This window comes from Paraburkholderia sp. CNPSo 3274 (genome assembly GCF_024206475.1).
In the GTDB taxonomy this organism is placed as follows: domain Bacteria; phylum Pseudomonadota; class Gammaproteobacteria; order Burkholderiales; family Burkholderiaceae; genus Paraburkholderia.
Genome location: NZ_JAMBPR010000008.1, coordinates 87,206 through 101,157 on the forward strand (window position 1 = coordinate 87,206; position 13,952 = coordinate 101,157).

Consider the following 13,952-nt stretch of genomic DNA (forward strand, 5'->3'; position numbering starts at 1 on the left):
CTCCTGGCCACTAACATTCAGGAATACAGCGACGCAATGGAGGCGCAGTTGACACTCGATACGTTCTCTCAGAAGATCCTGCGCCTGCTGCAGCTCGACGCGCGCCGTTCGGTGCAGGAAATCTCCGACCAGGTGGGGCTCTCCAGCACGCCATGCTGGCGCCGTATCAAGGACATGGAACAGTCGGGCGTGATCCAGCGCTACACGGCGCTGCTCGATCGCGAAAAGCTTGGCCTGCACGTCTGCGCACTCGCGCATATCCATCTCACGCGCCACACCGAAGGCGGTGTCGAAGCCTTCGAGCGTGAGATCGCCACCTGTCCCGAAGTCACCGAGTGTTACAGCACCACGGGCGAATCGGACTACATCCTCAAGATCGTAGCGCCCGACATCAAGGCGTACGACACCTTCCTGCACGAGCGCATCTTCCGCATTCCCGCCGTGGCGCAGGTGCGCACGAGCGTCGTGCTGCGGGAGATCAAGTTCGATACGCAATTGCCGCTGTGACGCCAGGACGGCGCGGCGGCTTCTCTGCCGCGCCGTGCGCATTCCAACCGCGTGGCGCGATTCAATGCGCCTCGCGCGGTTTGTCGTGCACAGCCAGCGCGCCATGCGCATCGAGCGACTGCATGACGTCGAGCTTGCTCGCGCCGAGGCGCGCGCGCAGCGCTTCCAGGTCCACCGAGGTCATGCGGCGCGCGTCGTCCGCAGCGGCCAGCACCACCTGAATCTCAAGCCCCGTGCTCAAGTAGTGCAGCGTGATGCCTTCTACATGCACGTCATGCTCCGCCAGCGCGTTTCGCAGGCGCGCCGCCACGTCGTTGCGCGCAGGCAGGTTGGCCACGGAGCGCACGTGCATGTCGTCTTCGGGATCGACGTGAATCAGCGCGTCGAGCACGCGTGAATCGGTGAGCAGGCGCGCGCGCGCCGTCTCCGCGATGTAGTGCCCTTCCGAAACCGAAATCAGCGGATCGACGAGGATGTGCGCATCCACGAGCGCGAGGTCGCCGGTCTTGCGTGTGCGCATCTCGTGCACGTCGAGCACGCCCGGCGTGCCCATCAGCAGCGTGCGCAGGTCCGCGGCGGCGGCTTCGTCGAGCGCGCGGTCGGAGAGGTCCTGCAGCGCGTCCCAGCCGAACACCCAGCCCATGCGCGCGACCATGAAGCCGACAATGGCCGCCGCGATCGGATCGAGCAGCCGCACGCCCGCGAGGCTGCCCACAATGCCGATCGCCACGACGAGCGACGAAGCCGCGTCCGAGCGCGCATGCCACGCATTGGCGATCAGCATGGCCGAGCGCACGCGCTGCGCCTCGCGCAGCATGTAGCGAAAGAGCCCTTCCTTGGAAACCAGCACGAGGAGCGCCACGACCAGCGCGCTCACGTGTAGCGCCGGAATATCGCCGAGATTCATGATGCGCGTGCCGGCGCGCACCAGCATGCCGACGCCCACCGCAATCAATAATGCACCGAGGAATAACGACGCGACCGTCTCATAACGGCTGTGGCCGTAGTTATGATCGGCGTCCGGCTTTGCGCCGCTATGCCGGTTGGCCAGCAGCACGACGAAGTCGGAAACGATATCGGCCAGTGAATGAACGCCGTCGGCAATCAACGCCTGCGAATGCGAAAACACGCCGATGACGATTTGCAGCACCACCAGAACACTATTGACGGCAACGCTGACCCACGTGGTCCGGCGCGCGACCTCGTGTTTATCTGATAGCGGTGGGGTGGCCGAAGAAGTCATGCGCGGCGAGAGAGCAAATTAGGGAATAACCGCAATTGTAGCTACCGTATGCGTCGATTTTATGGATACCCCTAAAAATCTCTTTTAAATCAGATGCCTACAATACCAAGAAGCATTCTCATTCACGCCACGGATACGGCCGGTTCATCCCGGCGAGGCACAGAAAATCAAAAAGCCGCGCGTCCCCGGTCTGCGCGGCTTCTTGTTTTCGAGAATCAGGCGATACCTCGCCTGACTCCGCTCCTTCTTCCACTCATGCGCAGCGCGTTCAAACGCGCCGCTGACAAGTTGATTTACTTCTGGATCAGAAAACGATCGCGGTCTTGACCGGCGATCCAGCGCGGCGGCTTGCCGCGGCCCGACCACGTGCTGCCGCTGTCGGGATCGCGGTATTTCGGCGCGACGCTCGCACGCGAACGGCTGGCTGCCTTCGCGGCTTTGGCGTTGGCGCGGCCGCCACCGAGTTCTGCCAGGGTAATGCCGTAGTCGGCCATTTTTTGCTTGATTTCGTCGAGGACCTCGGCATATTCGCGAGCCTTCGCCTCTTCAATCTGCTTTTCCAGCTTTTCTCGCTGAGCGAGGAGTTCCTTGTAGGAAGACATAGGTGCCCTTGTGGTTTGATCTTAATGGCTACTGATCTCGCGCCAGTATGCCGATTGATAGATGCGTGCCTCGGAAATCGGTGGCGAGATTAACACAGAATTGAATGCCGGGATGCGTGTAAGCAATAAAATAATTAAAACCAGATTTCCAATCCGCGGCCTTCCAGCAAGCATCTAACTCATTGTCATTTCGTGCAAATCGGTATTTTTACTAAATCCCGCTTTTACCAGATAAATCTACATCTCATAATTAGCAGCGGATGAAAATTAAATGCATTGAAATAGGTCAAACATCTCATCGCATGACAACTTTGAGCCAATCAATGGGGACAGAAACCGCTTGCTGCGAAGCAACATAAAGCGACACGCTATATAGACCGGCGGATAACGCCCGCATGGGCGGAAAATCCCGTCATAGCGCATGGCGCTCAATGCAGTCTGCTAGCACCGCATGCAAGGATTGCAAATCAAGCGGCGGCGCATCGAAAACGAAGCGCGTGCGGGCGCCGTCGATCACGAGATCGGCGCCGTAGCGATCCACGCCTGCGAGATCCAGTCCGGCGCGCCGCGCGGGATGCGTTTCGAAAAAGCGGATCAGCGTGGTTTCTTCGGCGGGAGCGAGCGGCTCCAGCGTGTCCAGGTCGGCGCCGTCCATCCAGCCCATCGCGCCAAAGCCGCCGATATAGCGCAGCCGCTCGACGTGCATGACCCAGAAGGTGAAATCGCCGAGTGCGAGATAACGCGCGGCGTCCGGGTGGTAGCGCACGTAGCGCCGCGCCAGCGCCTCATTCGCTTCGTGGGCGGCCGCCTCGACCGCTTCGAAGCGGCCGAGCAGCGTGGCGCGCGGTGCATTCAGCACGTCGACGTCGCTCGCGTGCGCGACGAGAAAGCCCGCGCGCGGGTCATCGAGCAGATTGCGCGTGTGCTCGGCCAGGCGGCTGACCAGTATCACCGGACGGTGCCGCGCGTCGGGCGCGAACGGCAGCAGCGTGGGATACGGGAAACCGCGCGGCTCGCGCGAGTGCGTCGCGAGCGTGCCGGTGGGCGCCTGGTGCAGCAGATGCAGCGGGGCGTGAGCGGGAATCTTCAAGGGCGCGTCCTCGAGCGATGGATCCTCCCGATATTAGAGCAGCTGGCTCGGCAAACGCGCTCCAACAGGCCAGTCGCACCTTCGTTAGAATCATCGTTTGCTTTCAGGCGCCTTCCTGGTCCCTTCTCTTCCCTCTGCCCGGAATTCCCGTGTCCGACCGACCGACCGTTCCCGCCCTCGCCGTTGCGAGCCCAGCCGCCCATCATCGCGCGCTCCCCCCCGCCACGCGCCATCGCGCGCGCATCGCGACCATGGCGCTCTTTTTCGTCGCCGGCATGATGTACGCGTCGTGGGGCGTGCACGTGCCCACCGTGCGCGACAAGTTCCATCTGAGCCCGGCGCTGCTCTCCTACGCGCTCTTCGCTGTAGCGGGCGGCTCGATCGCCGCAATGACGACCATCGGCGGCTGGATCGCGCGCGTGGGGTCGCGCCGCGCCTGCCTCGCCGGCGGCCTGACGATGTCCGTGTGCGGCGCGCTGATCCTGGTGGTCCCTTATTACTGGATGCTGATCGTCGTGCTTGCCTTTTTCGGCGTGGGCATGGCCACGCTCGACGTCGCCATGAACGCCGAGGCGAGCGCCGTGGAAGAAGCCGTCGGCAAACCGATCATGTCCGGGCTGCACGGCATGTTCAGCCTGGGCGGCATGGCGGGCGCGGCGATTGGCGGCGCGCTGCTCGCGCGCGGTATGGCGCCGGCGCTGCATCTCTTTCTCGCTTCGGCGCTTGCGGCGCTCGTGCTCTTCGTCTCGTGCCCGGCCGTCCTGCCGCACGTGCCGCACGCCACGCACGGCGAGCACGCGAAAACCGGCAACCGCTGGCGCACGCCCGCACTCTGGGCACTCGGCGCCATCGCGCTCATCGCCCTGATCGCCGAAGGCGCGATGTACGACTGGGCTACGGTCTACATGCGCGACGTGGTGCTCTCCACGCCTGCGCTCGCCAGCGCGGCGTACGCGGCGTTCTCGGGCGGCATGGCCGCGGCGCGCTTCGCAGGCGACGCCGTGCGTGCGCGCTTTGGCGCGCCGCAGCTCGTGATGGCGAGCGCCTCGCTCGCGTGCGCTGGCATGATCGGCGCACTGCTGCTGCCGTACTCGTTCACCGCGCTCACGGGCTTCACGCTGATGGGCCTCGGCCTCGCCAACATGATGCCGGTGCTGTTCGCAGCCGCCGCGCGCGTGAAAGGCATTCACGCGGCCGAAGGGCTCGCGCACGTCGCGGGCATCGCGTATTTCGGCTTGCTGTTCGGGCCGGTGGTAATCGGCGGCATCACGCAGGTGACCAATCTCACGGTCGGGCTCGCCGTCGTGGCGTTGTGCGCGGCGCTCGTGGCGTTTGCGGGGCCGAAGGTGTTGCGGCGGCTGGGAATCTAAACGCGCATCGACGACCGCGTCACGCGCGACCCCAAACAAAAAAAAGCCCGCAGGCCGAAACCTGCGGGCTTTTCCAATCGCGTGAGCGAAATCGCTAAGCGCGACTTACATCTTCACGACGTCGAGCAGCGACTTCTTGCCCGACTTGTAGTTGTACAGCGAAATCACGCCGTGCTTGAGGTCGCCCTTCGAATCGAAGGTCGTCTCGCCAATCACGCCCTTGTAGTCCGTCGTCGGCATTTCGGCGAGGATCTTTGCCGGATCCGTCGAGTTCGCACGCTTCATTGCGTCGACGACGATGTACACAGCGTCATACGTGAACGGTGCGTAGATCTGGATCGGCTGGCCGAAGCGCTTCTCGAACTTGGTTTCGAATTCCTTGCCGCCCGGCATCTTTTCGAGCGCCATGCCCGCTTCCGAACACACGATGTTGTCGGTCGCGTCGCCGGCGAGGTCGGCCAGCTTGTCGGTACAGACGCCGTCACCCGCGAGCACCTTCGCGCGCAGGCCAAGCTGCTTGGCTTGCTTTGCGAACGGGCCGCCAGTGGCGTCCATGCCGCCGTACATGATCGCATCGGGGTTTTCGCCCTTGATCTTCGTGAGAATGGCGCGGAAGTCCACGGCCTTGTCGTTCGTCGCGTCATGCGACAGCACGTTCATGCCGAGCGACTTGGCGGTCTTCTCGAATTCGTTCGCGAGACCCTGACCATAAGCCGTCGAGTCGTCGACCACGGCAACAGTCTTGACCTTCAGGTTCTTCGCCGCGTAGTTCGCGAGCGCCGGGCCCTGCTGGGCGTCGGTCGCCACGACACGGTAGGTCGTCTTGAAGCCTTGTTGCGTGTAGGCCGGGTTCGTGGCCGACGGCGAGATCTGCACGATGCCTGCATCGCTGTAGATCTTCGATGCCGGGATCGACGTGCCCGAGTTCAGGTGGCCGACAACGGCAACGACCTTGTCGTCGACGAGCTTCTGAGCGACCTGGGTCGCCGTGCGCGGGTCAGCTGCGTCGTCTTGTGCGTCGAGCACGAGCGTGACCTTCTGGCCGCCGATCACGAGGCCCTTCGCGTTGATCTCTTCGACTGCGAGACGCGCTCCGTTTTCGTTGTCTTTGCCGAGGTGCGCAATCCCACCCGTAAGCGGTGCGACGTGGCCAATCTTGACCGTAACGTCTGCGCTCGCTGCCGTTGCGAACGACGCGAACATAATGGCCGCAGCGCTAATCGGCAACAGCTTGTGAAGCTTGATAGTCATGTAAGTCTCCAGTTTCGAACCCAAAAGCTACGTAATCGCCCAGTGCTCCCGCGCCCCGAACGTGTCGCTCCCCGTGCGGACGACCACGCAGGATGCATCCTTGATGCACCTGGCCAGCATGGCGAATGGCCCGTTCATGGCAGGCCGCCCATCCATACTTGCGCGCAAGTGTAGGTGATCAAATTAATTTGGGGGATTTTTTTCAGATATTGGTGCGAGTACCAATATGCGTGCTGCAAGAACAGTTCGAAACCCTGACCAATCGATCGCAAGCCTTATGTAATAAGGCATCCCGACTTTGGATCCAATTCTCGGGATATTCCCTGAGGGGTCCCGAGCGAATCGTTTTTGAGTTTATTTGACGGGAGTTATTGGTGTGTTAGCGCACGCGTTCCGGGAATACACCAGGACGCGTTGCGACGATATGAAAATCCCTCGCATTCGCGATAACGTTTGCGAGCCGCGCGTCCGTCGAGCACGCGCTTTTTTGCGCGTGCCGGTTCAAGTAAGCATTCGATTAATTTCGGACGCCGATACGTTGCAGACTCGCCTCTCATGCGGCCCGATGCCTCACGAGTCGTGACTGAGTTTGCCGAGCACGGCGCGCCATTCGGCATCGTTGCGGCACCAGCGCCATCGTGCCGACGAGCGCGTGAGGCGCCTCGCCGATGAACGTGCCACGGTGTCCGCCCGCTTCGGCGCCTTGCGCGACGATGGCATTCGCACCCGCGTCGCGCCACGCGAGGGCTTCGGCCACGTGCTTCGCCGTACCCATCACGTAGCTGCCCGCCGCGTGCAGGCGCGCGACATCGGCCTTGGATCGGCCTTGGGCAAGAGGCCGAACGTGAAGCTCACCACCGGCACGCGCAGCTCGATCACCCTGTCGAGTTGCGCGCGAAAGTCGGGCGCGTAACGTGCGAGCGACTCACCTGGCGGCAGGCCGTGCTGCGCCGCAACCGGATCGATCGCTTCGAGCGCGCGGCGCACGGTGGCTTCGTCGGGCTGCGCGGGGTCGAGCACGAACAGATTGACGCCGAAGGGCTTGTCCGTGAGCGCGCGAATCGCGGCCACTTCGCTCGCGATCTTTTCGGGCGCGAGCGCCGCCCCGCTTGTATGGCTGAATGAACGATGACGATGCGAATCGCTACCGACTCTAGCCAAAGGCCTCCTGCCCGAAAAATGAATAATCGAGATCATTACGATCCGCTTGCGAGAACGAGTTTTACGCTGCGGGCGCTGCAGAGGTTCAAGGGCCTATGGCAAACTGGCTCCCCGATTTCGCGATGCGCCGCGGGCAGTGTGCGAGCCGCTTGCCAGGCCACTGCGGCGCATTGCATGACTCATTGATGAAGACGGAGAAACAACATGAGCGTTTCGACCAAATGGATCGACATTCCCGCCGGCGATGACAGCTTCGGCGCGTACCTCGCGCTGCCCAAGGGCGGCAAGGGTCCGGGCATCGTCATCCTGCAGGAGATCTTCGGCGTGAACGGGCACATCCGCGACGTCGTCGAGCAATACGCGCTCGACGGCTACGTGGCGATCGCCCCTGACGTGTTCTGGCGCGCGGCCCCGCGCGTCGAGCTCGAATACGTCGGCGCGGACCGCGATCGCGGCATCGCGCTGATGCAAAAGACGGATGTCAACCTCGTGGTCGACGACATCGCCGCGACGGCGGCCGCGCTGCGCGCGCTGCCCGAGTGCACAGGCAAGGTCGCGGCGATCGGCTATTGCTTCGGCGGCCGTCTTGCCTACCTTGCGGCCGCCAGCGGCTCGGTGGATGCAGCGGTGTCCTACTACGGCGGCGGCATCCAGAATCAGCTCGATCTCGCCGACAAGGTCGCGAGGCCGATCCTCTTCCACTACGCCGAACTCGATCACGGCATTCCGCTTTCGGCGGTGGGCCAGGTGAAGGAGCGCTTCGCGGGCCGCCCGAACGCCGAATTCCACCTGTACCCGAACGCCGATCACGGCTTCAACTGCTCGGTGCGCGCCTCGTACAACCAGCATGCTTCGGCGCTCGCGCACGGCCGCACGCTGAGCTTCCTCGCCGAGCATCTGTAATACCCTTGTCTCGCGGGCGGCGGCGGTGGTTGCGTTGATGCCTTGCCGCCGCCCGTCTGTCGGTGCGCGCGCACGCCTTGATGCATCGATGCGCGCGCAACGACAAACCCAGCGGGCACACCACGCCGTGCCCGCTTACACTCCTTGCGTACGCTGCCGTATCGCCCCAGCCCGGCCCCAACCCGACGAAGAGGAGTGCGCGCCTTGCAGTCCGACTATCTGGAATACGACGCCATCGGCCTCGCCGATCTCGTGCGCCGCCGCGCGGTGAGCGCGCGCGAGCTGCTCGACACCGCCATCGCCCGCGCGGAAGCCACCAATCCCGCGATCAACGCCATCGTCCTCAAGGACTATGAAGCGGCGCGCGAGCGAGCGCTGCGCATCGAGGCGTCCGGCAACGGCGTGAACGCGCTGAGCGAAGGGCCGCTCGCGGGCGTGCCGTTTCTCGTGAAGGACCTCGGCGCGGCGGTGGCCGGGCTGCGCATGACGCTCGGCAGCCGCCATTACCGCCACTACATTCCCACCGCCGACGCGCCCGTGGTCGCGCGTTTTCGCGCCGCGGGCCTGAACATCTTCGGCAAGACGAGCGCCTCGGAACTCGGGCAGATGCCCTACACCGAACCCGAGCTGTTCGGCCCCTGCCGCAACCCGTGGAACCTCGATCACACGCCCGGCGGCTCGAGCGGCGGCGCGGCCGCCTCGGTCGCGGCGGGCATCGTGCCGCTTGCGCATGCGTCCGACGGTGGCGGGTCGATCCGCATTCCGGCGTCGTGCTGCGGACTGTTCGGCTTCAAGCCGTCGCGCGCGTTCCAGCCAGCGTCCGACGTGCCGCCGCCGCCCGGCGCGCTCGGCGTCGATCTCGCGGTGTCGCGCAGCGTGCGTGACAGCGCGCTGATGCTCGACCTGATCGCCGGCGACCCCGCGCTGCCTGCCGGCGCGCCCGGCACCTTCCTCGCCGCCGCGCGCACGCCGCTCGACGGATCGAAGCCGCTCGCCGTCGCGCTGCTAAGCGAACCGATGTTCGCGGACACGCTCTCGCCCGAAGTGCGCGGCGCGCTCGACGATGCCGCCGAACTGCTCGCCTCGCTCGGCCATCGCGTGGAACCGTTCTCGTTGCCCGTCAATTACGCGCAGGCACGCGAAGCGTTCCTCATGCTGTGGTCGGTGGTGGCCGAACAGTACGTGCTGCACGCGGACGACATCACGGGCACGAAGCCCCGCCGCCGGGAGTTCGAGATCGCAACATGGGCCATGGCGCACATCGGCCAAAAGCTCGGCGAGCGCGAGCTGCCCGCGGCGCTCGACGTGCAGCAGCGCATCACGGCGCAGCTCGCCGACCTGATGAAGCGCTACGACGTGCTGCTGTGCCCGACGCTCGCGGCGCCGCCGGTGAAGATCGGCGAACTGAAGCCGAGCCAAAGCGAGCGCATACAAATGCGCGCGGTCACGGCCATGCCGGTGGAAGTGCTGATGAGAAAGCTGCTGACCGAAGCCTCGAACAAGGCGTTCGCGTGGGCGGGCTGCACGGAGCTTTTCAACCTGACGGGCCAGCCGTCGATGTCGGTGCCGCTCGCGTGGAATGCTCGCGGACTGCCGATAGGCGTTCAGTTCGCGGCACGCGAGGGCAACGACGCGTTGCTGCTGCGCCTCGCGGCGCAACTGGAGGCGGCGCGCCCCTGGTTCAACCGCCGGCCGCCTTTGCTGCAGGCGCGGCTCTAGCGCGCCTGCGCTTGTATGACCGGCGTGCGCGGGCAGCCAGGCGTGTGGGGTCTACGCACTGCACCGCCCCCGCCGTTCCATCACGCCTTCTTGTTATAGGCGCTGCACCAGCCCTTGCCTGCGACCTGCTTGCCGCCGAACATCGGGCATGGCGCGAACGCGTCGGTGGTCTTGCCCTGGTAGAACGTGCAGTTGCTGCAGTCCTGGCCGGCGGCGTACTTCGCGAACTTAGCCTTGTCGACCTTGGTCGCGTCGAGCTTGTAGCCGAGCGCCTGGGAGGTGGGATCGGATTCGGCAGCCTTGGGCGCGTCGGCGAAGGCCTGGCGCGAAAGCGCGAGCGTCGAAGCGACGCCGATGCTCGAGATCAGAAAGCTGCGGCGGGACGATTTCATATGACTCACTCCAGTATTGTGGCGATTCGTTCGCTGGGTTTTCGCGCGGCGCTTGTGTGTGGCTCGTGCCGCGCATGCCTCTGAGCCGCTCTGGTGGCGGCGTCGCGAAGAAGCTTAACAACGAAGCAAGCCCCGGTGACGCTGCAATGCTGGAGATAAGTGAGCGGCATGATGCCGCTTAAGCGCAAGAAGGGCGCAAGAAAGGCCCAAAACCGGATCAATCGAACGAAGCCATCTCGCACACGCGCTGCGCGATCGCAAGCGAAGCCGTGAGCCCCGGCGACTCGATGCCGAACAGGTTCACGAGGCCGCGCACGCCGTGCGAAGCCGCGCCCTGGATCATGAAGTCGGCGGCGTGTTCGCCCGGCCCGGAGAGCTTCGGACGAATGCCCGCGTAGGCCGGCTGCAGCGCGCCGTCGGGCAGTGCGGGCCAGTAGGTGCGGATCTGCGCATAGAACGACTCGGCGCGGCGGGGATCGACGTCGTAATCGACCGCATCGATCCATTCGACGTCGGGGCCGAAGCGCGCCTGGCCGCCCAGATCGAGCGTGAGATGCACGCCGAGGCCTGCGTCATTGGGCATCGGGTAGATGAGACGCGAGAACGGCACGCGCCCCGAAACGCTGAAGTAATTGCCGCGCGCAAGATAGAACGGCGGCACGTGGCGCGCGTCGAGCCCGCGAATGCGCCTGGCAAGCTTCGTCGCATAAAGGCCCGCGCTATTGACGACGCAGGCGGCGCGAATGTCGATCGGCGCGTCGCCGCCCGTTCGCACCGTGAAGCCGCTGCCCAGCGCATCGATCGACTCGACCGGCGACTTCAGCGCGATCACGGCGCCGTCGCGCTCGGCGTCGCCTTGCAGCGCGAGCATGAGCTGATGGCTGTCGACGATGCCGGTTTGCGGCGAGTACACGGCCGCGACGCATTCGAGCGCCGGTTCGAGCGCGAGCGCCTCGCTCCCGCTGATGCGCGTGAGGTCGAACACGCCGTTTTCCTTGCCGCGCGCGCGAATCGCCTCGAGTTGCGGAATCTGGTTCGCCGCCGTGGCGACGAGCAGCTTGCCGCAGCGCGCGTGCGTGACATTGCGCGACGCGCAGTACTCGTAGAGCATTTCGCGCCCGCGCACGCACAACGTGGCCTTGAGCGAGCCGCGCGGGTAGTAGAGCCCGGCGTGAATGACCTCGCTATTGCGCGAACTGGTGCTGGTGCCGATGGCCTCGGCGGCTTCGAGCACGATCACCTCGCGCCCACGCGCGGCAAGCGCACGCGCTACGGCGAGGCCGACCACGCCCGCGCCGATCACCACGCATTCGATCTGGTCCATGTCCCTGCGTCCCGCCTTCGCAGCGCCAGCTGGCAAGCCAGCCGCACCGCGATCCTCTCTGCCATGGGGTCGGCAGCGCACAAAGCGCGCCACCGCGTGACAAAAATTGTACGCCGCCCGGCGGGGAGGCTACGCCAGACTCTCGCAAGGAACGAGCGGAAGGGAACAAAGCAGGGCTATCGCCGCGCACCTTCAGCGGAGGCGTCAGTTGGCGGCACTGCGAGCGTGGAAGAAGCCCGCCGTGGCCTGCTCGCGAGGCGCGGTATAGCCGCCCATCGCGTATTGCTGCGGATAAGCCGGCGAATTCGGGTCCAGACTCAGTTCGCCGTGAGCACGGGCGCTCGCCAGCTCGGCCTTCACTTCGGCGCGCGTTTTCGGGGCGTTGTTCGTGGCGACCGCCGCAACCGGAAGCGATTGAACAGCCGACGTCGGCGTATCGCCGCCAGCGAATGCGGGCGCGGTAGCAAGGACGGCGGCGGCGCTGACCAGCAGGACAGCAAGCGAAACGGACTTCTTCATGGCGATGCTCCTTCGAGGCGATGCCCGGCAAGCTTTGCAACCCATGCTGGCCAGCCGGCGGAATCCGAACGACGTGTTGGACACGTCCAAGCCAGTGTAAACACGGGCTATCGAAAAACCATCCCGATAAGCAACAAGTCAGCGTTGCAGCCACGACAACAATTCGCGAAAAATTTACCCCGACAAGCTTGTGGTTGTTGCGCCTCAATAACCAATCAGTCGGCGCACGATGGTTGAAGCGCGCCCGCCGCGTCCCCATCTCTCATGAACCGCTGCGGTCCGGCGTTTGCGAACCCGGTATAGGATCGATGGTCAGAACGTACCCGCCTCGCCGTAGCGTTGCCGACACTGTCGCCTCGCGCGGCGCCGTGCACGGAGCACCCATATGAAGTTGTGGAAATATTGCCTTGCCCTGCTGCTATCGGCCGCCCTCGCGGGAACGAGCGTGTGCGTGCTGGCGCAAGGAACGGCGCAGCCGGCTGCATCCGCCGCGGCCGCTGCGGCGCCCGCAACGGCGCCTGTCACCCAGGGCGCTGTCCAGTGGGAACTGCAGGTGATGCGCGACGGCCAGCAAATCGACGCGTTCAATGGCACGACCTCAATCGGCCAGGCGCACACCGACACGCATCACAAGGTCGTCTCGCACAACGTGGGCTGCAAGGATCAGCCGGCAGGCAGCATCGATCTGTCGCGCACGATCACCGTTTCGCCGCTGCAGGTGCGCGCGAACCTGGTCGTCCTGTCGATCGACGCGCAGGAAACGCTCGAAAACGACGCCGCGCCGAGTACGCCCGAAGGCTGCCGGCTGCCGCCGCAGCCGCGCCAGGTGAACGCGAGCCATCCGGGCCTGATCGTGCCCGATGGGCAGTGGGTGACCTGGCAGATCGTCGACCAGAACCCCTCGCTTGCGTACCGGGTGCGCGCAACGCTCGCGCCGCCGTCTGCACAGTGACCGCACAGATGCAATGCATGACCCGGCGTGACTCAATTCGTTAGATAAAAACGCATGCGAAATCCCGAACAACCGCTCATCGACACCTCGCAGAGCAAAGACTTCGTCGCCGTGAGCTGGAATCTGCACAAGGGCCGCTCGCCGCTGGGCTTCGAGGCCTGGGAGGCCATGCGGCGCTGGGTGCAGTCCACCCACGCCGACGCCTGGTTTCTCCAGGAAGCGATGGCCCGCCGCTTGCCGCAACCGGTGCTCGCCTCGGCCTTCGGCGCGCAGCTGGGCGACCCGCTCGACGACATCTGGCACTGCCAGGCCACCGAAATCGCCACCGCGCTCGAATTGCAGATCGCCCTCGGGCCCAATGTGTTCAAGCCTTCATGGCGGCACGGCAACGCGATTCTCTCGCCGCATCCGCTCGATCTGGGCGGACGCTGGGACATCTCCGCGCACCGCTTCGAGCGGCGCGGGCTGCTCGTTGCGCGCGCAAACGTAGCCGGACAGTCCGTCACGCTGCTATGCGCGCACCTTGCGCTCACGCGCAGTGCGCGGCTGCGGCAGATGAACTGGATCGCGCACTGGATCGTGAAGGAAGCGCCGCAGGGGCCGCTCGTACTGGCGGGCGACTTCAACGACTGGCGCAACGACTCCGTGCCGCTCTTTGCGGAGCATGGACTGCAGGAAGTCGCGACGCTGCTCGGCGAGCCGGCGCGCACCTTTCCGGCCTTCTCGCCGGCGCTCGCGCTCGACAAGATGTTCGTGCGCGGCCTGAAGCCCGTCGAGCTGATCCAGCCCGCCCAGGAGACCGCCTGGCTCTCCGATCACCTGCCGTACATGGCGCGCCTGCGGCTCGAAGAATGACGCGCTGAGCAGCGGCGCGCGGCGCACCCGAAGCATCCGCGCGACACTCCCCCGATCGCGGCCA

13 protein-coding genes and 1 pseudogene are annotated in these 13,952 nt (G+C 65.0%); 6 read left to right on the top strand and 8 right to left on the bottom strand.

Going from position 1 to position 13,952, the window contains the following annotated elements:
• The first annotated feature begins 36 nt into the window (after nt 1-36).
• A complete protein-coding gene (locus M3I54_RS07505) occupies nt 37-507 on the top strand; it encodes an Lrp/AsnC family transcriptional regulator (protein WP_174480071.1) in 471 nt (156 codons plus the stop codon).
• A gap of 61 nt (nt 508-568) precedes the next feature.
• Here M3I54_RS07505 and M3I54_RS07510 read toward each other — a convergent pair whose 3' ends face one another.
• From M3I54_RS07510 to M3I54_RS07520, 3 genes are all read right to left on the bottom strand, one after another.
• A complete protein-coding gene (locus tag M3I54_RS07510; RefSeq protein ID WP_254334314.1) occupies nt 569-1,750 on the bottom strand; it encodes a cation diffusion facilitator family transporter in 1,182 nt (393 codons plus the stop codon).
• A 293-nt stretch (nt 1,751-2,043) separates the two neighbouring features.
• Nucleotides 2,044-2,352 (bottom strand): H-NS family nucleoid-associated regulatory protein, encoded by a 309-nt coding sequence (locus M3I54_RS07515; protein WP_091993872.1) that lies wholly within the window; start codon nt 2,350-2,352, stop codon nt 2,044-2,046.
• Nucleotides 2,353-2,764: 412 nt separating this feature from the next.
• Nucleotides 2,765-3,442 (bottom strand): HugZ family protein, encoded by a 678-nt coding sequence (locus M3I54_RS07520; protein WP_254334316.1) that lies wholly within the window; start codon nt 3,440-3,442, stop codon nt 2,765-2,767.
• Nucleotides 3,443-3,693: 251 nt separating this feature from the next.
• On the opposite strand from M3I54_RS07520, the gene M3I54_RS07525 reads away from it, so the two are divergent.
• Nucleotides 3,694-4,812, top strand: a complete 1,119-nt coding sequence (locus tag M3I54_RS07525; protein WP_375542113.1) for an MFS transporter — start codon at nt 3,694-3,696, stop codon at nt 4,810-4,812.
• Nucleotides 4,813-4,917: 105 nt separating this feature from the next.
• Here M3I54_RS07525 and M3I54_RS07530 read toward each other — a convergent pair whose 3' ends face one another.
• Both M3I54_RS07530 and M3I54_RS07535 read right to left on the bottom strand, forming a co-directional pair.
• Entirely contained in the window at nt 4,918-6,063 is a 1,146-nt protein-coding gene (locus M3I54_RS07530; RefSeq protein WP_254334320.1) for a branched-chain amino acid ABC transporter substrate-binding protein, read from the bottom strand.
• A 619-nt stretch (nt 6,064-6,682) separates the two neighbouring features.
• Nucleotides 6,683-7,170, bottom strand: a pseudogene (locus M3I54_RS07535) (nitronate monooxygenase); the annotation flags it as partial.
• Nucleotides 7,171-7,428: 258 nt separating this feature from the next.
• Here M3I54_RS07535 and M3I54_RS07540 point away from each other — a divergent pair.
• Together M3I54_RS07540 and M3I54_RS07545 are read left to right on the top strand one after the other, a co-directional pair.
• Entirely contained in the window at nt 7,429-8,127 is a 699-nt protein-coding gene (locus M3I54_RS07540) for a dienelactone hydrolase family protein (protein WP_254334323.1), read from the top strand.
• A 204-nt stretch (nt 8,128-8,331) separates the two neighbouring features.
• Nucleotides 8,332-9,846 (top strand): amidase, encoded by a 1,515-nt coding sequence (locus M3I54_RS07545; RefSeq protein ID WP_254334324.1) that lies wholly within the window; start codon nt 8,332-8,334, stop codon nt 9,844-9,846.
• A gap of 80 nt (nt 9,847-9,926) precedes the next feature.
• On the opposite strand, the gene M3I54_RS07550 is transcribed toward M3I54_RS07545, so the two are convergent.
• The 3 genes from M3I54_RS07550 to M3I54_RS07560 all read right to left on the bottom strand — a co-directional run bounded on the left by M3I54_RS07550 (nt 9,927) and on the right by M3I54_RS07560 (nt 12,081).
• Nucleotides 9,927-10,238, bottom strand: a complete 312-nt coding sequence (locus M3I54_RS07550) for a high-potential iron-sulfur protein (protein ID WP_254334326.1) — start codon at nt 10,236-10,238, stop codon at nt 9,927-9,929.
• A gap of 217 nt (nt 10,239-10,455) precedes the next feature.
• Nucleotides 10,456-11,562, bottom strand: coding sequence for an NAD(P)/FAD-dependent oxidoreductase (locus tag M3I54_RS07555; RefSeq protein ID WP_254334334.1), 1,107 nt, complete (start codon nt 11,560-11,562; stop codon nt 10,456-10,458).
• A 204-nt stretch (nt 11,563-11,766) separates the two neighbouring features.
• On the bottom strand, nt 11,767-12,081 hold the full coding sequence (locus M3I54_RS07560) for a DUF4148 domain-containing protein (protein ID WP_254334335.1): 315 nt from the start codon (nt 12,079-12,081) through the stop codon (nt 11,767-11,769).
• A 391-nt stretch (nt 12,082-12,472) separates the two neighbouring features.
• Here M3I54_RS07560 and M3I54_RS07565 point away from each other — a divergent pair, with 391 nt between their 5' ends.
• Together M3I54_RS07565 and M3I54_RS07570 are read left to right on the top strand one after the other, a co-directional pair.
• Nucleotides 12,473-13,033, top strand: a complete 561-nt coding sequence (locus tag M3I54_RS07565) for a hypothetical protein (protein WP_254334454.1) — start codon at nt 12,473-12,475, stop codon at nt 13,031-13,033.
• Between the two features lie 54 nt (nt 13,034-13,087).
• On the top strand, nt 13,088-13,888 hold the full coding sequence (locus M3I54_RS07570; RefSeq protein ID WP_254334339.1) for an endonuclease/exonuclease/phosphatase family protein: 801 nt from the start codon (nt 13,088-13,090) through the stop codon (nt 13,886-13,888).
• Nucleotides 13,889-13,952: the final 64 nt, after the last annotated feature.